Annotated in this window: 15 protein-coding genes; 4 read left to right on the forward strand and 11 right to left on the reverse strand. The window is 74.6% G+C overall.

The window, feature by feature from the left end:
* The first annotated feature begins 4 nt into the window (after window positions 1-4).
* On the forward strand, window positions 5-2,482 hold the full coding sequence (pheT, locus tag ACF3NH_RS09015; protein ID WP_422922575.1) for a phenylalanine--tRNA ligase subunit beta: 2,478 nt from the start codon (window positions 5-7) through the stop codon (window positions 2,480-2,482).
* A gap of 30 nt (window positions 2,483-2,512) precedes the next feature.
* On the opposite strand, the gene mutL is transcribed toward pheT, so the two are convergent.
* Window positions 2,513-4,339: a DNA mismatch repair endonuclease MutL gene (mutL, locus tag ACF3NH_RS09020; protein WP_422922576.1), complete on the reverse strand. Its 1,827-nt coding sequence runs from the start codon at window positions 4,337-4,339 to the stop codon at window positions 2,513-2,515.
* 117 nt (window positions 4,340-4,456) lie between these two features.
* On the opposite strand from mutL, the gene ACF3NH_RS09025 reads away from it, so the two are divergent.
* A complete protein-coding gene (locus tag ACF3NH_RS09025) occupies window positions 4,457-5,179 on the forward strand; it encodes an MgtC/SapB family protein (protein WP_422922577.1) in 723 nt (240 codons plus the stop codon).
* Between the two features lie 9 nt (window positions 5,180-5,188).
* Here the strand turns inward: ACF3NH_RS09025 and pgi are convergent, their stop codons facing one another.
* The 6 genes from pgi to ileS all read right to left on the reverse strand — a co-directional run bounded on the left by pgi (window position 5,189) and on the right by ileS (window position 13,659).
* The gene (pgi, locus tag ACF3NH_RS09030; RefSeq protein WP_422922578.1) at window positions 5,189-6,853 is read right to left on the reverse strand and encodes a glucose-6-phosphate isomerase; all 1,665 of its coding nucleotides are present in this window, start codon (window positions 6,851-6,853) and stop codon (window positions 5,189-5,191) included.
* Between the two features lie 123 nt (window positions 6,854-6,976).
* Window positions 6,977-8,263, reverse strand: coding sequence for a M16 family metallopeptidase (locus ACF3NH_RS09035; protein ID WP_422922579.1), 1,287 nt, complete (start codon window positions 8,261-8,263; stop codon window positions 6,977-6,979).
* Complete coding sequence (locus tag ACF3NH_RS09040; protein ID WP_422922580.1) at window positions 8,260-9,684, reverse strand: M16 family metallopeptidase; 1,425 nt, start codon at window positions 9,682-9,684, stop codon at window positions 8,260-8,262. The genes ACF3NH_RS09035 and ACF3NH_RS09040 overlap by 4 nt, the downstream gene beginning before the upstream one ends.
* Window positions 9,685-9,713: 29 nt before the next feature.
* Entirely contained in the window at window positions 9,714-10,286 is a 573-nt protein-coding gene (locus ACF3NH_RS09045) for a DUF3035 domain-containing protein (RefSeq protein WP_198365312.1), read from the reverse strand.
* Window positions 10,283-10,780: a signal peptidase II gene (gene lspA / locus ACF3NH_RS09050; protein WP_422922581.1), complete on the reverse strand. Its 498-nt coding sequence runs from the start codon at window positions 10,778-10,780 to the stop codon at window positions 10,283-10,285. The genes ACF3NH_RS09045 and lspA overlap by 4 nt, the downstream gene beginning before the upstream one ends.
* Window positions 10,777-13,659 (reverse strand): isoleucine--tRNA ligase, encoded by a 2,883-nt coding sequence (gene ileS / locus ACF3NH_RS09055; RefSeq protein ID WP_422922582.1) that lies wholly within the window; start codon window positions 13,657-13,659, stop codon window positions 10,777-10,779. The genes lspA and ileS overlap by 4 nt, the downstream gene beginning before the upstream one ends.
* A 301-nt stretch (window positions 13,660-13,960) precedes the next feature.
* Here ileS and ACF3NH_RS09060 point away from each other — a divergent pair, with 301 nt between their 5' ends.
* Window positions 13,961-14,902 (forward strand): alpha/beta hydrolase, encoded by a 942-nt coding sequence (locus ACF3NH_RS09060; RefSeq protein ID WP_422922583.1) that lies wholly within the window; start codon window positions 13,961-13,963, stop codon window positions 14,900-14,902.
* A 34-nt stretch (window positions 14,903-14,936) separates the two neighbouring features.
* Here the strand turns inward: ACF3NH_RS09060 and ACF3NH_RS09065 are convergent, their stop codons facing one another.
* From ACF3NH_RS09065 to ACF3NH_RS09075, 3 genes are all read right to left on the reverse strand, one after another.
* Entirely contained in the window at window positions 14,937-15,833 is an 897-nt protein-coding gene (locus ACF3NH_RS09065; protein WP_198365316.1) for an alpha/beta fold hydrolase, read from the reverse strand.
* A 69-nt stretch (window positions 15,834-15,902) separates the two neighbouring features.
* Window positions 15,903-16,847 (reverse strand): bifunctional riboflavin kinase/FAD synthetase, encoded by a 945-nt coding sequence (locus ACF3NH_RS09070; RefSeq protein WP_422922584.1) that lies wholly within the window; start codon window positions 16,845-16,847, stop codon window positions 15,903-15,905.
* Between the two features lie 19 nt (window positions 16,848-16,866).
* On the reverse strand, window positions 16,867-17,454 hold the full coding sequence (locus ACF3NH_RS09075) for an LOG family protein (RefSeq protein WP_198365318.1): 588 nt from the start codon (window positions 17,452-17,454) through the stop codon (window positions 16,867-16,869).
* A gap of 152 nt (window positions 17,455-17,606) precedes the next feature.
* Here ACF3NH_RS09075 and ACF3NH_RS09080 point away from each other — a divergent pair, with 152 nt between their 5' ends.
* Window positions 17,607-18,740, forward strand: a complete 1,134-nt coding sequence (locus tag ACF3NH_RS09080) for a M20 family metallopeptidase (protein ID WP_198365319.1) — start codon at window positions 17,607-17,609, stop codon at window positions 18,738-18,740.
* 75 nt (window positions 18,741-18,815) lie between these two features.
* Here the strand turns inward: ACF3NH_RS09080 and ACF3NH_RS09085 are convergent, their stop codons facing one another.
* Window positions 18,816-19,892, reverse strand: coding sequence for a DUF2218 domain-containing protein (locus tag ACF3NH_RS09085; protein ID WP_422922585.1), 1,077 nt, complete (start codon window positions 19,890-19,892; stop codon window positions 18,816-18,818).
* Between the last annotated feature and the right edge of the window lie 2 nt (window positions 19,893-19,894).

Consider the following 19,894-nt stretch of genomic DNA (forward strand, 5'->3'; position numbering starts at 1 on the left):
GACGATGAAGTTCTCCCTGTCCTGGCTGAAGCGGCACCTCGAGACCGAGGCGACGCTGGAGCGGATCACCGCCACCCTCAACAGCATCGGCCTGGAGGTGGAGGGCGTCGAGGACCGGGGCGCGTTGCTGGCGCCCTTCCGCATCGCCCATGTCGTCGAGGCCACGCAGCACCCGAATGCCGACCGCCTGCGCGCGCTGAAGGTCGATGACGGCTCCGGCACGCTGCTCTCCGTGGTCTGCGGCGCGCCCAATGCCCGCGCCGGCATGAAGGGCGTGCTGGGCCTGCCCGGCGCCGTCATCCCCGGCTCCGGCATCACGCTGAAGGTGGGCGAGATCCGCGGGGTGAAGAGCGAGGGCATGATGTGCTCCGCCCGCGAGCTCGGCCTCGGCGAGGATCACGACGGCATCCTCGACCTGCCGGCCGACGCGCCGGTGGGCGCCGCCTACGCCGCCTGGGCCGGGCTCGACGATCCGGTGGTGGAGATCTCGGTCACGCCGAACCGGGGCGATGCGCTCTCGGTGCGCGGCATCGCCCGCGACCTCGCCGCCGCCGGGCTCGGCCGGCTGCTGCCCTTCGCGCCGGAGACGGTGCCGGGCGTCTATCCCGCGCCGTTGCGCTGGGTGATCGAGGACCGCGAGGCCTGCCCCTGGGTGCTGGGCCGCGCCGTGCGGGGCCTGCGCAACGGCGCCTCGCCGCAATGGCTGCGCGACCGGCTGACCGCCATCGGCCTGCGTCCGATCAACGCCCTGGTCGACATCACCAACTTCTTCACCTTCGACCTCGGCCGGCCGCTGCATGTCTTCGATGTCGCCAAGGTGAAGGGCGACACCCTGGTCCTGCGGCGCGGCCGGGAGGGCGAGAGCTTCCTGGCGCTGAACGGCAAGGAGGTCTCGGTCACGCCGGAGGACTGCGTCATCGCCGATGCCGCGGCGGTGGAATCCCTGGCCGGCATCATGGGCGGCGAGCATTCCGGCTCGGACGAGGGCACCACCGAGGTCTTCATCGAATGCGCCCTCTTCGATCCGGTGCGCATCGCCCTCTCCGGCCGGCGGCACGGGCTGCGCTCCGACGCGCGGCAGCGCTTCGAGCGCGGCATCGACCCCGCGCTGCTGCCCGACGCGCTGGAGGCGGCGACGGCGATGGTCATCGCGCTCTGCGGCGGCGAGGCCTCGGAGATCGCCGAGGCGGGGGCCGAGCCGTCCTGGCGGCGCGAGGCCAGCCTGCGCTTCGAGCGCATCGCCGGCCTGGGCGGCGCCGAGATCGCGCCCGAGGCGGCGGTGGCGACGCTGGAGCGGCTGGGCTTCGGCGTGCTGTCGCGCGACGCGGAGCGGGTGACGGTCTCCGTCCCCCCCTGGCGCAACGACATCGCGGCGATGGGCGCGGAGGCCCTGGTCCAGGCGCCAGGCCTGCCGGAGGCCAAGGCGCGCGCCGCCGCCGAGGGCCGCGCCGCCATCGAGCCGGAATGCGACCTGCTGGAGGAGGTGCTGCGCATCCACGGGCTGGACCGCATCCCGCCCGCCTCGCTGCCGGTCGCCTCGCCGGTGCCGCTGCCCTCCCTGACGCCACGCCAGGCGCGGGCCGGGCTGGCGCGGCGGGTGCTGGCGGCGCGCGGGATGCTGGACTGCGTCTCCTTCGGCTTCCTCGACCGCGCCACGGCGGCGCGCTTCGGCGACGTGCCGGAGCGGTTGCGGCTGGAGAACCCGATCGCCGCCGATCTCGACCAGATGCGCCCCACCCCCCTGGCCAGCCTGGCCCTGGCCGCCGCGCGCAACCAGGCGCGCGGCTGGCCGGACCTCGCGCTCTGCGAGCTGGGCGGCGCCTATGCCGATGCCGCGCCCGAGGGCCAGGCGCTGCTCGCCGCCGGTCTGCGCGCCGGCGCCACGCCGCGTCACTGGGCCGAGCCCTCGCGGCCGGTGGACGCGATGGACGCCAAGGGCGATGCGCTGGCGGTGCTGACGGCGCTCGGCGTGCCGATGGCGGCGCTCAGCGTCACCGCCGATGCGCCGGCGCATTATCATCCCGGCCGTTCCGGCGTGGTGCGGCAGGGGCCGAGGATGGTGCTGGCCCGCTTCGGCGCGCTGCATCCCAGGCTCTGCGCCGCGCTCGGCCTCGCGGGCGCGGTGGTCGGCTTCGAGGTCTTCCTCGACGCCATCCCGGAGCCGAAGCGCCGGAAGAAGGGCCTGCCCGACCTGCCCGCCTTCCAGCCGCTGCGGCGCGACTTCGCCTTCCTGGTCGATGCCGCCGTGCCGGCCGAGTCGCTGCTGCGCGCCGCGCGCGGCGCCGAGCGCGAGCTGATCGCCGAGGTGTCGCTGTTCGACCGCTATGCCGGGGAGAAGCTGCCCGAGGGCAAGGTCTCGCTGGCGCTGGAGGTGGTGCTGCAGCCGCGCGCCGCCAGCCTGACCGATGCCGAGATCGAGGCGGTGGGGGCGAGGATCGTCGCCGCCGTGGGCAAGGCGACCGGCGCGACGCTGCGCGGCTGAGGCCGGCGGGGGGCCGCGCGCTCCCCGCCGTCAGCGGCGGCCGAACATCCTCTCGAATTCGGCGCGGCCGAGGCGCAGCCAGGTCGGCCGGCCATGGCTGCAGGTGCCGGCGCGCGGCGTCGCCTCCATCTGGCGCAGCAGCGCGTCCATCTCCTCCGGCTTGAGGCGCCGCCCGGCGCGGATCGAGCCATGACAGGCCAGCCGCGCCACGGCCATGTCGAGCCGCCGTTCCAGCGCCGTGCTGTCCTCCCATTCCGCCAGCTCGGCGCAGAGGTCGCGCAGCAGCGGCGCCGGGTCGGGATTGCCGAGCAGGGCCGGCATGGCGCGCACCAGCGCGGCGCCGGGGCCGAAGCCCTCCAGCTCCAGCCCCAGCCGCTCCAGCAGCGGCGCCGCCTCCAGCAGGCGGGCGAGGTCCGTGGCCGGCAGATCGACCACGGCGGGCAGCAGCAGGGGCTGGCGGCGCACCTCGCCCTCCAGGAGCTGCGCCTTCAGCGCCTCATGCGTCAGCCGCTCATGCGCCGCGTGCTGATCGACCAGCACCAGCGCGCCATCCGGCGCCTCGGCCAGGATGTAAGTGTCCATCAGCTGCGCCAGCGGGCGGCCCAGGGGCCTGTCGCCGGCGGGCGCCTCCCGGACGGGGATCCGGCCCCCGGCGGCCGGCGCGGCCGGCCAGGAGGAGGGCGGCGGCAGGCGCAGGCCCGGCTGCCAGGGCGGAGGCATGGGCGGAGGCATGGGCGGCGGCGCCAGGCCGGGCTCGCGCGCCTCGGCGAAGCCGGGCACGGCAGCGCCGGCCGGGGCCGCCAGCGCCGCCTCGCCGGGCCAGGAAGCCGGCCCGCCGCCGGTCTCCCCACCGGTCTCCCTGGCCTGCGGCCCGGCGCCCACCGCCAGGGCACGCCGCAGGGCCGAGATCAGCGCGCCGCGCACCAGCCCCGCTTCGCGGAAGCGCAACTCGGTCTTCATCGGATGGACGTTCACGTCCACCATCTCCGGCGGCAGCTCGAGGAAGAGCACCGCGACCGGGTGCCGCCCGGCGGCGATCAGGTCGCGGTAGGCGACGCGCAGCGCGGCGCGCAGCAGCGGGTCGCGCACCGGGCGGCGGTTGACCACCAGATGCTGCTCCGCCGCCGTGGCGCGGGTCAGCGCCGGCAGGGCGGCCATGCCGTCCAGGTCGAGGTCGCTCCACCGCCCCGTGACCGGCACGGCGGCGCGGGCGAAGTCCGGCCCCAGCAGGGCGGCGAGCCGCGCCGTCCGGTCGGCGGGGGCGAGGGTCAGGACGCGGCGCCCCTCCACCTCGACGGTGAAGGCCACCTCGGGCCAGGCCAGCGCCAGGCGGCGCACCGCCTCCACCGCGTGGCCGGCCTCGGTCGGCGGCGTCCTGAGGAACTTGCGCCGGGCGGGGGTGGCGAAGAACAGGTCGCGCACCTCGACCCGCGTGCCGGGCGCGCCGGCGGCGGGCCGCACCTCGCCCTTGCTCCCCCCCTCCACCGCCAGGCTGTGCGCCTCGCCGCCGGGCGGGCGGCTGGTGAGGGTGAGTCGCGCCACCGCGCCGATCGAGGGCAGCGCCTCGCCGCGGAAGCCCAGGGTGGCGATGCGGAACAGCGCCGCCTCCTCCGGCAGCTTGGAGGTGGCGTGGCGCTCGACGCAGAGGGCGAGGTCGGCCGGGGACATGCCGGCACCGTCATCCTCCACCAGGATGCGGCCGATGCCGCCTCCCTCCAGCGCGACATGGATGCGCCGCGCCCCGGCATCCAGCGCGTTCTCCACCAGCTCCTTCACGGCGGCGGCGGGGCGCTCCACCACCTCGCCCGCGGCGATGCGGTCGGCGGTGGTGGCGGAGAGCAGGCGGATGCGGTCCATGCCCCGCTCTAGCGCCCCGGCCGGGGGGAGCGGAAGAGCGCCGGGCTTGTCACGCCCCCCGCCATCCGGAATGCTCCCGCCCCGTGGTCACCGCCGGCATGAGGGTCAGCGCCTCCCATGAGCCCGAGCTTTCTCGAGACGACCAGCCTGTCCTCGCTGCTCGACACCGCCGTCAGCCTGACCGCCGCCTTCGTCCTCGGCACGCTGATCGGCGCCGAGCGGCAGTACCGCCAGCGCAGCGCGGGACTGCGCACCAATGTGCTGGTGGCGCTGGGGGCGACCGCCTTCGTCGATCTGGCGCACCGCATGATCGGCCCGACGGAGGCGGTGCGCGTGGTCTCCAACGTGGTCACCGGCATCGGCTTCCTCGGCGCCGGCGTGATCATGAAGGAGGGGCTGAACATCCGCGGCCTCAACACCGCCGCGACGCTCTGGTGCTCGGCGGCGGTCGGCGCCTGCGCGGGGGCGGACATGCTGGCCGAGGCGGGGCTGCTCACCCTGGCCGTCCTGGCCGGCAACACGCTGCTGCGGCCGCTGGTCAACCGCATCAACCGCATCCCGATCAACGAGCGCAATGTCGAGGCGACCTACCAGGTGAAGGCCCTCGTCACCCGTGGCGCCATGCCGCAGCTGCGCGAACTGCTCGTCGAGCGGCTGGAGGAGGCGCAATACCCGGTGGCCGATGTCGCGGCGGAGGAGCGCGGCGCCGACCTGGCCGAGGTGACCGCGACGCTGGTCGCGACCGCCGTGGAGCCGGCGGAGCTGAGGGAGGTGATCGCCGGGCTGCAACGCCAGCCCGGCATCATCCACGTCACCTGGGACGGCAGCGTGAAGGACTGAGGCGCCGGCTTATCCCTCCGGCAGGCCCTGCAGCGCGCGGAGGCGGGCGATCAGCCCGGCCGTCGAGCCGTCATGCGCCCCCGGCCGGCCCTCCGGCGCCAGCTCCGGCAGGATCGAGCCGGCCAGCTTCTTGCCCAGCTCGACGCCCCACTGATCGAAGGCGTCGATGCTCCAGAGCGCGCCCAGGCAGAACACCTTGTGCTCGTAGAGCGCGATCAGCGCGCCGAGGCTGCGGGGCGTGAGGCGCTCCAGCAGCAGGGTGACGCTGGGGCGGTCCCCGGGGAAGAGGCGGTGCGGCAGCAGGCGGGTGATCTCGGCCGGGTCGGTGCCGGCGGCGCGCATCTCGGCCTCGACCTCGGCGGCGCCGCGGCCGCGCAGCAGCGCCTCGGCCTGGGCCAGGCCATTGGCCAGCAGCAGGCGGTGGCTGGCGGCGTGGTCGTGGTCCGGGTTGGCGATCAGGATGAAATCCGCCGGGACCGGCGTGGTGCCCTGGTGCAGCAACTGCATGAAGGAGTGCTGCGCGTTGGTGCCCGGCTCGCCGAAGATCACCGGCCCGGTGTCGCGCACCGCCTCCTGGCCCGAGAGCAGCGTCCGCTTGCCCAGGCTCTCCATCTCGAGCTGCTGCAGATGCGCCGGGAAGCGCGCCAGCCGCTGGTCGTAGGGCAGGATGGCCTGGGCCTTCAGCCCGAGTCCGTTGACATGCCAGGCCGAGACCAGGGCCAGCAGCAGCGGCAGGTTGTCGGCCGGCGCGGCGCCGAGGAAATGCTCGTCCATCTCCCGCGCCCCGGCCAGCAGCGCCGCGAAGGCCTCCCAGCCGCAGGCCAGCGCGATGGACAGGCCGATGGCCGACCAGAGCGAGAAGCGGCCGCCCACCCAGTCGTGGAAGCCGAACACGCGGTCGGCGGGCACGCCGAAGGCGGCGGTGGCCTCGAGATTGGTCGAGAGGGCGGCGAGATGCGCCTTCGCCCCCTCGGCCCCCAGCGCCGCCTCCAGCCAGCCGCGCACGAGATGCGCATTGGCCATGGTCTCGGCGGTGGTGAAGGTCTTGGAGGCGACCAGCACCAGGGTGCGCGCCGGGTCGAGCCCGGCCCGGATCGCCTCCCACTGGTGCGCGTCGGCATTGGCGAGGTAATGCGCGCGGAGCGGCGCGGCGGGGGTCCAGAGCGCGCCCGTGACCATGGCCGGTCCGAGGTCGGAGCCGCCGATGCCGATGTTCACCACATCGGTGAAGGCCTCGCCGCCGGCGCCGCGGATCTCGCCCGCATGCACGGCGCGGGTGAAGCGCTGCATGGCCGCCAGCGTGTCGGCCACCGGGCCGGAGGCGTCCTCGAAGGTGCCGTCGGCCCGCAGGGCGCGGAAGCCGGCGGAGCGCGGCGCCCGCAGCGCCATGTGCAGCACGGCGCGGCTCTCGGTCTCGTTGATCTGGGCGCCCGCCGCCATGGCGTCGCGCTGGGCCATCACCTCCTGGGCGGTGGCGAGGTCGAGCAGGGCGGCCAGGACCTCCTCGTCGATGGCGGTGCGCGAGAAGTCCAGCAACAGCCCCGCCGCCTCGCGGTGGAAACGGCGGAAGCGCTGCGGATCGGCCTCGAAGAGGGCGCGGATGCGGCCCGCTCCGGGCTGCCGGGCCAGCTGCTCGATGCGGCCCCAGGCCGCCTCGCGCGGTGTCAGACTCATGGCGCTCCCTTCCGTGTCCATGCGGCCGGGGAGGCTAGAACAGAAGCTGGCGGGAGGGAATTGGCGGATCGAAGAGATGCGGCCAAAAACAAAAGACTAGATGAGCGGCGGCCGGGAGGGCCCTCAGAGCCCTTCCGGCTGGCCCGCCACGGTCACGGACAGCGCCCCGGGCTGCAGCAGCCGCCCGGCCAGCTTCGCCGCGTGGTCGCGGGAGATGGCGGCCAGCCGCTCGGGCCGGCGGGCCAGCCAGTCCAGCGGCCGGCCGTTGCGGCGCATGGCCAGCAGGGTGGCGGCGATGCGCCGGCTGTCGGTGAACTGCAACGGCTGGCTGCCGGTCATGAAGGCGATGGCCTCCTCCATCTCCGCCGCCGTGGGGCCGTCCTCCGCCATGCGGCGCCACTCGGCGCGCAGCACGGTGAGCAGCTCGCCCACCCGGGCATTGGCGGTGGAGCAGGAGCCGACCAGCACGCCCTGGCCGAGGATCGGGTCCAGCCCGGCGCCGATGCCATAGGTCAGGCCGCGCTCCTCGCGGATGCTGCGGGTCAGGCGCGCGGTGAAGCCGCCGCCGGAGAGGATGCGCAGCAGCACCTGCGCCGCTTCCCAGTCGGTGTCGCGCACCGGCAGACCGGGCTGACCGAAGAGGATGGCCGATTGCGGCGCCGCCACCGGCACCACCTGGGTGCCGAAGCGGGCGAAGTCCGGCAGGGGCGGCGGCGGCTCGGAGCGGCCCGGGGGCAGGGCGCCCAGCAGCTGCGGCAGCAGCGCGGCCAGCTCCGTGGCCGTGATGGCGCCGGAGGCGGCGATCAGCAGGCCGGCCTCGCCCTGGCCCTGGTGCAGGTGGCGCGCCAGGGCCGCCCGCATCTGCTCGACGGTGAGCCGCGCCAGGCTCTCCTCGGTGCCGCCGGCGGGGCGGCCGGCCGGGTGGCCGGGAAAGCCGGCGGCCCAGAAGGCGCGCGAGGCGCGGCCGCGTGGCCCCTCCAGCGCCTGCCGCGCCCCGGCGATGGCCCGGGCCCGCAGGCGGGAGACCGCCTCCTCCTCGAAGCGCGGCGCCGTCATGGCCAGCCGCGCCAGCCGGACCGCCTCGGGCAGCGCCGGCTTGAGGGCGCGCAGGCTGCCCTCGAAGGTGTCGCGGTCGGCGCTGAAGCCGAGGCCGATCGCCTCGTCCTGCAGCGCATCGGCGAAATCGGCGGCGGAGAGGTCCCCGGCGCCCTCGGTCATCAGGGCGGCGGCGAGGCGGGCGCAGCCCTCCTGGCCCTCGGGGTCCAGCGCGGCGCCGCCGGGCCAGGACCAGGCCAGGCTGACCACCGGCACCGAATGGTCCTCGGCCAGCCAGGCGGTGAAGCCGCCGCCCTCGACCACCTGGATCGGCAGGGAGAAGCCGGCGGCGGGCGCGGCGGAGGCGCCGCTCATGCCGCGCCCTCCGGCAGCAGCCAGCCGGTCATCGAGGGTCGCGAGAGCACGGCGCGCGCCGCCGCCTCCACCTGCGGCGGGGTGACGGCGCGGATGCGCGCCGGCCAGAATTCGACGCTCTCCAGCGGCAGCCCGTTGGCCAGCGCACCGCCCAGGATGCGGGGCGCTGCGCCGAGGCTGTCCAGCGCCAGCAGCACGCCGGCGGTGAGCTGGCGGATCGAGCGCGCCACCTCGGCCTCGGTCACGCCACCGTCGAGCAGCCGGGCGACCTCGGCCGCCACGGCGCCTTCCAGCGCGGCGGTCGTGGTCTCGCGGCGCGGGGTGGCGAAGATCTCCAGGCTGCCCGTGCCGATGGCGTCGCCGTCATAGGCGCAGCCGGCGGAGACGGCGAGGCCGCTCTGCACCAGCGCCTTGTGCAGCCGCGAGCCCTGACCGCCGCCCAGCAGATGCGCCAGCACCTCCAGCGGGTGCACATGCTCGGCCGGCGCGCCGCCCTGGGTCTGCCCCTGGGTCTGCCCTTGGGGCTGGCTCGGCGCCACCCAGCCGCGCAGGAAGGCGGCCTCCTGCAGGGTCGCCTCGCGCTGCACCAGCCGGTCGCGCAGCGGCGAGCCGGGCGCCGGGGCGCGATCGCGGGCGGCCTTGTCATAGGGCGCGGGGCGGGAGGGGATGGCGCCGTAATGCTGCTCGGCCATGCGCGCCACCGCCTCGCGCGACACCGCGCCGGTGACCAGCAGGGTGGCATTGGCCGGCACGTAGTAGCGGCCGAAGAAGTCCAGCATGTCGTCGCGGCTCAGCGCGGCGATATCCTCGGGCCAGCCGATCAGCGGCCGGCCCCGCCAGTGCTGGCGGCCCCAGAAGGCGGCGTCCCAGGTCTCCCGGAAGCGGCCGCGCGGCGTGCTCTCGGTGCGCTGGCGCCGCTCCTCCTGCACCACCTGCCGCTCCGGCTCGATCTCGTCGGCGGGGAAGAGGGCGGCGGCCATGCGGTCGGCCTCCATGCCGGCCACGAGGTCGAGCCGGCCGGCCTCGACATGCTGGTGATAGGCCGTGACGTCGCGGGAGGTGAAGGCGTTGTCCTGCCCGCCCTCGCGCGCCACCAGGCGCGAGAAGGCGCCGGAGGGCACGTTCGGGCTGCCCTTGAACATCATGTGCTCGAGGAAGTGGGCGAGGCCGGAGCGGCCGGCCGGGTCCTCGCCGGCGCCGGCGCTGTAGAAGACGTAATGCGCGACGACGGGCGCGCGCCGGTTCTCCGCATGCACCACGGTCAGGCCGTTGGGCAGCGTCCAGAGGCTGGCGCCGAAGAGCGGGCGCTCGCCGGCCAGCGGCGCGGCGGCGGGAGCGGCCGCGCGCGCCGGCGGCAGCACGGCGAGCGCGGGCAGGGCGGCGGCGGCGGACAGCGCCGCGCGGCGGGTGAGGGCGGACATCGCCTCCTCACATGGGGCTTCGGGCGGGTTCAGAACAGCCCCGAGAACAGGCCCGTCCGGCGCCGCTGGATGATGGCGGTCTCGCCCTCCTCCGGACTGCGGCCGAGGGCGGCGTTCTCCCGCAGGCGCTGCGCCTCGCGCTGCGGATCGACGACGGTGCCGGGCGGCGGCGCGTCCTTCCAGAACATCAGCCGGTCCACCACGCTGCGGTCGGGCTGGTCGAGCCGGAGGCTTTCCTCGTCGACCCGCCGGCGGATGTCGGGCGTGCTTCCGCCGGTGCCGGCCTGGGCCAGCAGCGCGCTCTCGCCGGAGGAGGGCGCGGCGGCGGCGCCGACGCCGAAGGAGGCGCCGGGCGCCACGGTCGCCTCGCCGGCCTCGCGGCCACGCAGCTCCTGCGGGCGCGGCACGCCGGGGCGGGGCTGCGGCAGGTCGCCCAGGCTCGGCGGCAGGGAGAGCGGCGCGCGGGTCACGACACTGAACTCGTCCGGCGCGTCCCGGGTGAAGCCCAGGGTGCGCGAGGTGTCGGAGCCGCAGCCGGCGAGCAGCAGGCCGCAGGCCAGGGCGGTGCCGGAGAGAGCGGCACGGGTGGAGAGCTGCCTCATGGCGTTTCCTTAGCGGTCCGGCCGGGCCGGAACAAGGCATCGGCGATCAGTGCCGCCACGCCCAGGACGATGGCGGCATCGGCGACGTTGAAGACATACCAGTGGAAGCTGCCAATCCGGAAATCGGCGAAGTCCACCACCGCGCCGAAGCGCAGCCGGTCGATGACATTGCCGATGGCGCCGCCGACGATGCCGCCCAGCGCCAGCGCGCTCAGCCGGTTCTCGGCCCGTGCCAGCCAGCGCAGCAGCAGCGCGACCACGGCCAGCGCCAGCACGGCGAGGCCGATCCGGTGCCAGGGGCTGTCCCCAGCCAGCAGGCCGAAGGTGACGCCGCGGTTCCAGACCATGGTGAGGTCGAAGCCGACCGCGCCGAGATCGACGAGCCGCACCTGGAAGCGTTCCGGCAGGCGGAGCACCTCCAGGATCCACCACTTGCTGATCTGGTCCGCCGCCAGGATGCCGGCGGCGAAGGGCAGGCCGAGCTTGAGGCTCATGCGGCGGCTTCGACCACCGCCTCGCAGCGGCGGCAGAGGGTGGGATGGGCGGCGGACTGGCCGACCTCGGGCAGCACCTTCCAGCAGCGCTCGCACTTCCCGCCCGGGGCGAGGGCGAACTCGGTGGCCGCGCCGGCCACGCCCTCGACCGTGAAGGCCGCCTCGGGCGGCGGAGTGGCGCTCAGCATCAGGTCGGAGGTGATGCAGAGCTCGGCCCAGGCGGCCGGCGGCAGCAGCTCGATCTCGGCCGGGGCGAGGTGCAGCGTCGGCGCCGCCTGCAGCGAGGAGCCGATGGTGCCGGCGCCGCGCGCCTTCTCCAGCGCCCCCGTGACGCTGCGGCGGATCTCCCGCAGCCGCTGCCACTTCGCCGCCAGGACGTCATCCCGCCAGGCCGCCGGCAGCACCGGGAAGTCCCGCAGATGGACGGAATCCGTCTCGGAGGGGAAGCGGGCGAGCCAGGCCTCCTCGGCGGTGAAGGGCATCACCGGGGCGAGCCAGGCGGTCAGGCAGCGGTGCAGCGCGTCCAGCACCGTGCGGGCGGCGCGGCGGCGGTGGCTGTCGCGCGCGTCGCAATAGAGGCTGTCCTTGCGGATGTCGAAATAGAAGGCCGAGAGGTCCGTCGCGCAGAAGCCGTGGATCTCGGGATAGACGCCGTTCCAGTCGTAATCCGCGGCGGCCTTGCGCAGCCGCGCGTCCAGCTCGGTCAGCCGGTGCAGCACCCAGCGCTCCAGCTCGGGGAGCTGGTCGTGCGGCAGGATCTCGCTTTCCTCGAAGCCGTCGAGATTGCCGAGCAGCCAGCGCAGCGTGTTGCGGATGCGGCGGTAGAGCTCCGCCTGCTGGCCGAGGATGGTCTTGCCGATGCGCAGGTCGTCCGCGGTGTCGGAATTCATCACCCAGAGGCGCAGGATGTCGGCGCCGTACTGCTGCGTCACCTCCTGCGGCGCGGTGACGTTGCCGAGCGACTTCGACATCTTCCGCCCGCCCTCGTCGAGCACGAAGCCGTGCGTCAGGATGGCCTTGAAGGGGGCGAAGCCATTGGTGCCGATGCTCTCCAGCAGGGAGGAGTGGAACCAGCCGCGATGCTGGTCCGAGCCCTCCAGGTAGAGATCGGCCGGCACCGGCAGGCCGCGGTCGCGCAGCACGAAGGCATGGGTCGAGCCGGATTCGAACCAGACATCGACGATGTCCATCACCTGCTCGTAATCGTCCGGGTTGCGGCCGTCACCGAGGAAGCGGGCGGCGGCGCCGGGCCTGTACCAGGCATCCGCCCCTTCCTCGGCGAAGGCGGCGCAGATGCGGTCCAGCACCGCCTGGTCGCGCAGCACCGCGCCGGTCTTCTTCTCGACGAAGACGGCGATCGGCACGCCCCAGGCGCGCTGGCGGCTGATGCACCAGTCCGGCCGCGCCGCCACCATGGAGCCGATGCGGTTGCGCCCCATGTCGGGCACGAAGCGGGTGTTGGCGATGGCCTCCAGCGCCTTGGCGCGGATCTGGTTGCCATCGTCCATGGCGATGAACCATTGCGGCGTGGCGCGGAAGATGACCGGCTTCTTCGAGCGCCAGCTGTGCGGGTAGCTGTGGGTGACGAAGCCCTTGCCGGCCAGGTGTCCTGTCTCGGTCAGCGCCGCCCAGACCGGCTCATGCGCCTTGAACACATGGATGCCAGTGAAGCCCGGCGCCTGCACCGTGTAGGTGCCGTCATCGGCGACGCATTCCGGCACGGCGATGCCATGCGCGCGGGTCAGGCGGAAATCGTCCTCGCCATGCGCCGGCGCCATGTGCACGAGGCCGGTGCCGGCCTCGGTGGTGACGAAATCGCCCTCCAGCAGCGGCACGTCGAACCGGTAGCCGCCCTGGGCACCGCTCCAGTCGCGCAGCGGATGCGCGGCGATGGCGCCGGCCAGCTCCGTGCCCTTGAGGACGCGCTTCACGGAGAAGGCGGCGAGGCCCACTTCCTTGGCGAAGGCGCCGATCAGCGCCTCGGCCACGATGAAGCGCTGGCCGGGGCGGACCAGCGCCACGCCCTCCGCCACGGCATCGACGACCAGCAGCGCGTAGTCGATCTCCCCGCCATAGGCCAGCGCCCGGTTGGCCGGGATGGTCCAGGGCGTCGTCGTCCAGATCACCGCCTCGGCGCCGACCAGATCCTCCGCGCCGGCCTTCAGGATCGGGAAGCCGGTGTAGAGGATGGCGGACTTGTGGTCGTGGTACTCGACCTCGGCCTCGGCCAGCGCGGTCTTCTCGACCGGGCTCCACATCACCGGGCGTAGGCCGCGATAGAGCGAGCCGTTCATCAGGAACTTGCCGATCTCGCCGGCGATGGCGGCCTCGGAGGGGAAGTCCATCGTCGCGTAGCGCCCGGCCCAGTCGCCGGCGACGCCGAGGCGCCTGAACTCCTCCCGCTGCACGTCCAGCCAGTGGGCGGCATAGGCGCGGCACTCGGCGCGGAACTCCAGCACCGGCACGGCGTCCTTGTCCCGCCCGCCCTGATACTTGCCGCGGGGGTTGCGGTACTCCTCCTCGACCTTCCACTCGATCGGCAGGCCGTGGCAGTCCCAGCCGGGGATGTAGTCGGCATCCTTGCCGCTCATCTGGGCGGCGCGGTTGATGACGTCCTTCAGGATCTTGTTCAGCGCGTGGCCGATATGGAGCGCGCCGTTCGCGTAGGGCGGGCCGTCATGCAGGACGAACTTCTCCCGCCCCGCCGATTGCTGGCGCAACCGGTCCCACAGCCCGATCCGTTCCCACCGCTCCAGCCAGCCGGGCTCGCGCTTCGGCAGGTCCCCCTTCATCGGGAAGGGCGTGCGGGGCAGGAAGACGGTGCCACGGTAGTCGCGGGCGCCGCCGGCGGCGGAGGGGTCGGCAGGCACGTCGGTCATCGCTGTTCGTCCAGGCCGCCCGGCGGGAGGGATGAGGGGCGGCGTCAGCCAGGAGAGGGGAAGGATGCGTCTGCGGACCCGGCCCTCCGGCAGAGGACCGGGCAGCTAATTCGCGGCCCTGCCATGGGCCACCCGGAGCGGAACGGCGTGCCAGACATAGGCGGGTTTTGCGGCGCGGCGCGCCGGGGGTCAAGGACGGCGCGCCGTGCTCCGACGCGCCATCCCTGGCGACACCGATTTAATTAAAAATTGAGACTTTCATCGATTATTGTGCCATTCCCCCCCCGATGGAGTGGCCAAAATGGGCTTCCTTGGACGAGCCTCCCCCCTGTTCCGGACCGCCTGCCTGTTCGCCGGGCTCAGCCTGTCCAGCGGCTGCGCCGCGCCTGAGCTGATGGCGGGTTTCACCGAACCGCAGCCGGTGGTGGTGGAACGCGATGTCGTTTTCCAGCCGGGGGAGACGGGCCGGCTCGATGTCTACCGACCCTCTCGCGCGGCCGGTGGGCTGCCGGTGATTGTTTTCTTCCATGGAGGGTTCTGGCAGTTTGGAAGCAACCAGGAGTTGCAGAATCAGGTTGTCGCCCAGGAACTCGCAAAGCGCGGCGCGGTCGTGATGGTCCCGGGCTACCGGCTCTATCCCGCCGCCACCTTCCCGGGCTTCCTGGAGGATGGCGCGGCCGCCCTGGCCTGGGCGCGGGACCACGCCGCCACCTATGGCGGCGACCCCGACAACCTCTATGTGGCGGGCCATTCGGCGGGCGCCTATATCGCCGTCATGCTGGCGGCCGATGGCCGCTACCTCGCGGCGCGCGGCCTGGACCACCGGAGGCTCGGCGGCGCCATCGGCATCGCCGGCCCCTATGGCGAATGGTTCCTGGACCATCCGACGGTGGCGCCCGTCTTCGCCGGCATTCCGGCCGCGCAGGCGCTGCCGGAGCCCTTCCTGGGGCCAGGCACACCCCCGCTCCTGCTGGTGAGCGGCAGCTGGGACGTCTTCACCCGGCCCGGCGACACCCGGCACCTGGCCGAGGTGGCCCGCGCGCGGGGCGGGCGGGCCGAGGCCATCCTCTACCCGATGATTGGCCACCTCGACATCATGATGTCGCTGCCCTGGCTGCCCAGCTTCGCGCCCCTGTCGAGCGACATGGCGCGCTTCATCCAGGCCAGGAGCGACCAGCGCCTGGCGGCCCGGCAGCCTCCCCGGCAGCCTCCCCTGCGGCTGACCGCGCTGCCCGCGCCCTGAGAGCCCGCCGCCCGGCTCAGCCATCCCCCCCGGTTCAGCCACCGCCGGGCGGGCGCAGATCCAGGACGGCGCGGGCGAAGGCCTCCGGCGCCTCCTGGGGGAGGTTGTGGCCGATGCCGGGCAGGGTGCGGTGCGTGTAAGAGCCGGTGAAGCGCGCGGCGTCCCCGCCGCTGCCGCCGGGCCGGGAGACACCGTCGCTGCCGCCGTCCAGGCTGATGCTCGGCACGCCGATGGGCGGTTGCGCCGCCAACCGTTGCTCGATCGCCTCCAGCGCCGGGTCGCCCGCCGCCAGCCCGTGGCGGTGGCGGTAGGAGTGCACCACCACCGCCACGAAGTCCGGATTGTCGAAGGCGGCAGCGCTGCGCTGGAAGGTCTCCTCGGTGAAGCGCCAGTCCGGCGACCAGAGGCGCCACAGCAGCCGGCAGAACTCCTGCCGGTGCGCCGCCAGCCCGGCCGCGCCCCGCGCCCCGTGCAGGTAGTACTGGTACCAGTGGCGGTGCTCCCGCTCCGGCGCCGCCGGCACGCCGGCCGCGGCGATGTCCTGGATGTTGTAGCCGTCGCCGGTGACCAGCCCGGCGCAACGCTCCGGCCAGAGCGCCGCGACGACGCAGGCGGCGCGGCCGCCCCAGTCATAGCCCGCCAGCACGGCGCGTGGGATCGCCAGCGCGTCCATCAGCGCCAGGAGATCCGCCCCCAGCGCCCCCTGCTGCCCGGAGCGCGGCGTGTCGAGCGAGAGGAAGCGCGTCGGCCCATAGCCGCGCAGCCAGGGGATGACGACCCGCGCGCCCTCGGCGGCAAGGCGGGAAGCCACCGCGTCATAGGCATGCACGTCGTAGGGAAAGCCGTGCAGCAGGATGACCGGCCAGCCGCCGGCCTCGCCCTGCTCGCGGTAGGCGACGCGCAGCGCCCCGGCCTCGATCTGCTTCAGCATGGTTGGATTCCTCCCGCCCCGATGTGGGGGGCGGACACGGCGCGGGGGAGGGGGCGACCCCGCCCGGCCTCATCCCAGCAGCCGCCGCGCCTCCGCCGCATCCGCCGCGATCTGCGCCGTCAGCTCCGCCAGCGCGGCGAACCGGTGCTCCGGACGCAAGAAGTGCAGCAGCCGCACGCCGATCTCCTGGCCGTAGAGGTCACCGGTGAAATCGAAGAGATGCGCCTCCACCCGGCTTTCCGTCCCGCCCACGGTCGGCCGCTGGCCGATATTGGCCACGCCCTTCACCAGGGTGCCGTCGGCCAGCTCCGCCTCGATGGCATAGACGCCGCGCGCCGGCTCCAGGTGCCGCCCCAGCGGCACGTTGGCCGTGGGGAAGCCGATGGTCCGCCCGCGCTTGTCGCCATGGCTGACCGGGCCACGGATCTCCCAGGGCCGGCCCAGCGCCTCGGCCGCCCGCTCGGGATAGCCGTCCTGCAGGGCGCGGCGGATGCGCGAGGAGGAGATGGGGCCGGCGGCGTCGGCGACCGGCGGCACCACGGTCAGGCCGATGCCGAGCCGCTCGGCCTGCGCCGCCAGGAAGGCGACGTCGCCGCCGCGCCGGTGGCCGAAGGCGAAGTCGGCGCCGCAGGCGAGGTGCCGGGCGCCGAGCGCGCCATGCAGCACCTCGGTGACGAAGGCCTCGGCCGGGAGCGCGGCCAAGGCGGCGTCGAAGGCCAGGGCGACGACGACATCCGCGCCCGCCGCGCGCAGCGCCGCCGCCTTGGCCGGGGCGAGGGTCAGGCGGAAGGGCGGGTCGTCGGGGCGGAAATGCTCGCGCGGATGCGGCTCGAAGGTCAGCGCGGCGAGCGTCAGCTCCGGCCGTCCGGCATGGGCGGCGCGCAGCACGGCGCGGTGGCCGAGATGCACGCCGTCGAAATTGCCCAGGGCCAGCGTGGCGCCGCGCGCCGCGGGCGGCACCGCCTGCCAGGAGAGGCCCGGGATGGCGTTCGGGTCCGGCGGGTCCTGGCTCATCGGCCGGCGCCGTGGCGGCTCATCGCTGCGCCTTCTCGACCCACTTCTCGACCTCCACCGGGGCGAAATCCTCCAGCGCCGCCAGCGCCTGCTCCGGCGTGCCGGCCAGCGCCGCCAGGGCGCGGTGCTTGGGGTGCAGAAAGCCCTCCGTCACCATGTGGTCGAAGACCGTGCCCAGGCGGCCCCAGTAGCCGGCGGTGTCGAGGAAGACGAGGCCCTTGGCGTGGATGCCGAGCTGGGTCCAGGTGAAGGCCTCCACCGCCTCCTCCAGCGTGCCGATGCCGCCGGGCAGCACGACGAAGCCGTCCGACAGGTCGGCCATCATCGCCTTGCGCTCATGCATGGTGCCGACCACCCGCAGGTCGGTGATGGCGCCATGGCCGACCTCGCGGCGCATCAGCGTCTCGGGGATGATGCCGATGACCTCGGCGCCCGCCTTCATCGCCGCATCCGCGACGATGCCCATCAGCCCGACATGCCCGCCGCCATAGACCAGCCCCTGGCCGCGTGCCGCGATGGCCTGGCCGAGGGCCCGCGCGGCCGCCGCGTAGGCCGGGTTGTTGCCGGGGTTGGACCCGCAGAAGACACAGACACGCTTGATGGCCATCGGGGAACCCCAGCTCGATCGTGGCGCCGGGCGGGGCGGGCCCGAAGGCGGGGCCACCCACCCGGCCCTGCGGGCTTAACGCCGGGTGCCCGGATGGACAAGCGATCCGCACGGGGAGACAACCCGGCCGGATCGAGCACAGAGGAGTCGCCATGCCCGCCACCCCCATCGGCACGAGCGAACAGCTCCTGGAGGAGCTGCGCGGCTGGGTCGAGACCGAGACGCCGACCACCGACGCCGCCGCCATCAACCGCCTGCTGGACAGGGCCGAGGCCGGGCTGGCCGCCGTCGGCGCCGTGCTGGAGCGCATCCCCGGCACCGAGGGCCGCGGCGACCATCTGGTGGCCCGGACGCCGGGCGAGGGCAGGCCCGTGCTCGTCGCCGGCCATCTCGACACCGTCTGGGACCACGGCACGCTGGAGAGGACGATCCCCTTCCGCGTCGAGGGCGAGAAGTGCTTCGGTCCCGGCATCTACGACATGAAGGCCGGCAGCTTCTTCGCCTTCCATTCCGTGCGCGAGATCCTGCGGCACGGCACGCGGACCCGCAGCCCGATCACCCTGCTGCTGACCTCGGACGAGGAGGTGGGCAGCGGCACCAGCCGGGCGCTGATCGAGCGCGAGGCGGCCGGCGCCTGCGCCGTGCTGATCCCGGAGCCGGCGGGCGGGACGCAGAAGGCCTGTGTCACGGCGCGCAAGGGCACCGGGCGCTTCACCATCCAGGTCGAGGGCCGCAGCGCCCATGCGGGCGGCAACTGGCAGGAGGGCGCCAGCGCGGTGGTGACGCTGGCGCGGCTGATCGGCCAGATCCATGCGCTGGTGGACCTGCCGGGCGGCACGACGACGAATGTGGCGCCGATCTGGGGCGGCACGCGGCCCAACGTCATTCCCAACAAGGCCGGCTGCGAGGTGGATTTCCGCGTCGCCACGCTGGAGGACGCGGCGCGGGTCGAGGCGGCGGTGATGGCCATGGCCGGGCCGCAGCCGGAGGGGACCAGCGTCGTGATCACCGGCGGGCTGAACCGGCCGCCGATGGTCGAGGGGCCGGGCAACCTGGCGCTCTACGAGCAGGCCCGGGCGATCGCCGCGCGGCTCGGCTACGACCTGCCGAAGCAGCACCGCGGCGGCGGCTCGGACGGCAATTTCACCGCCGCCATGGGCATTCCGACGCTGGACGGGCTGGGCTGCTCCGGCGCGGGGGCGCATGCGGAGTTCGAGCACATCCTCTGGCGCGAGCTGGCGCCGCGCTGCGGCACGTTGTGCGAACTGCTGGAGACGCTGGGCTGAGGCCGGGCTCCGGGAGGGGCGGCGCCGCCCCTCCCGCGCCGGGGTCGCCTCGGGGCCGCCTCGGGGCCGCCCCCGTCAGTGGCCGCCCTCCGCCACCCCCTGCCGCCAGTAGCCGGCGGCCCGGAACTGGCCCGCCGGAAGGCCGCAGGCCTCGCTGAAATGCTGGCGCAACTGGCGGGCGGTCTCCGCCTCGCAGGCGACCCAGGCGGAACGCCCGGCCTCGCCCGCCGGCCAGGACAGGGCGCGCACCGCGTCCAGCAGCGGCGCGCCATGGGGTGCGCCGTCGCGCAACAGCCAGCGCACCGCCATGCCCGGCGGCGGCGACAGCGTCTGCCGCTCGGCGGCATCGGCCACCTCGATCAGCACCTGGCCGCGGGCGTCGCGCGGCATCTGCTCCAGGGCGCGGGCGATGGCGGGCAGGGCGGTCTCGTCGCCGCCCACCAGGGTCCAGCCCCGCACCGGGATATGGCCGCCGCCCGGGCCGGAGAGGCCGAGCCAGTCGCCCGGCTCCGCCCGCAAGGCGAAGCGCGAGCCCGGGCTGCCATCGCCATGCACGACGAAGTCGATCTCCATCTCGCCGGCGGCGGCATCGATGCGGCGGATGGTGTAGGTGCGCCGCGTCAGGTCGCGGCCGGCGAAGTCGGGCTGCCCGGCGGGGGTGAGGCCGGGCCAGCGCGGCTCGGCGCCGTCCGGGGCGCGCTGGCCCGGGATATAGATCTTGAGGTGCATCGCCTCGGCGTCGAAGCGGGCGAGATCGTCGCCGCGCAGGGTCAGGCGGCGCATGCGCGGCGTGACCGCGGTCACCCGCAGCACGCGGGCGGTGCGGAAGTTCGCCGGCCGCGCGTCGGCGCGCGGCGCGGCGGCGCCGGCCCAGGCGATGCCGAGCCGCTCCCCCGGCGCGAATTCGTCGAGATGGCCGGCGACGACGCCCTGCGCCTCGGCCAGCGCCGCGACGCTCTCGGCCTCCAGGCGCAGCGCGAGGCCGTCGGCTGCGGTCGTCACCCGCGCCTCGCCACCGGGGAAGGCAATGCGGTAATCCTCCTCGGGCCCGACGATGGGCCGGCCGTGCTCCAGCATGTGCCGGCGGAAGGCGGCGGCGAGGCGGGCGGGACTGGCGGTGCGGGCCTGCGCGGTGGCGGTGACGCGGGTCATCG

Source organism: Pseudoroseomonas sp. WGS1072, assembly GCF_049340465.1.
In the GTDB taxonomy this organism is placed as follows: domain Bacteria; phylum Pseudomonadota; class Alphaproteobacteria; order Acetobacterales; family Acetobacteraceae; genus Pseudoroseomonas.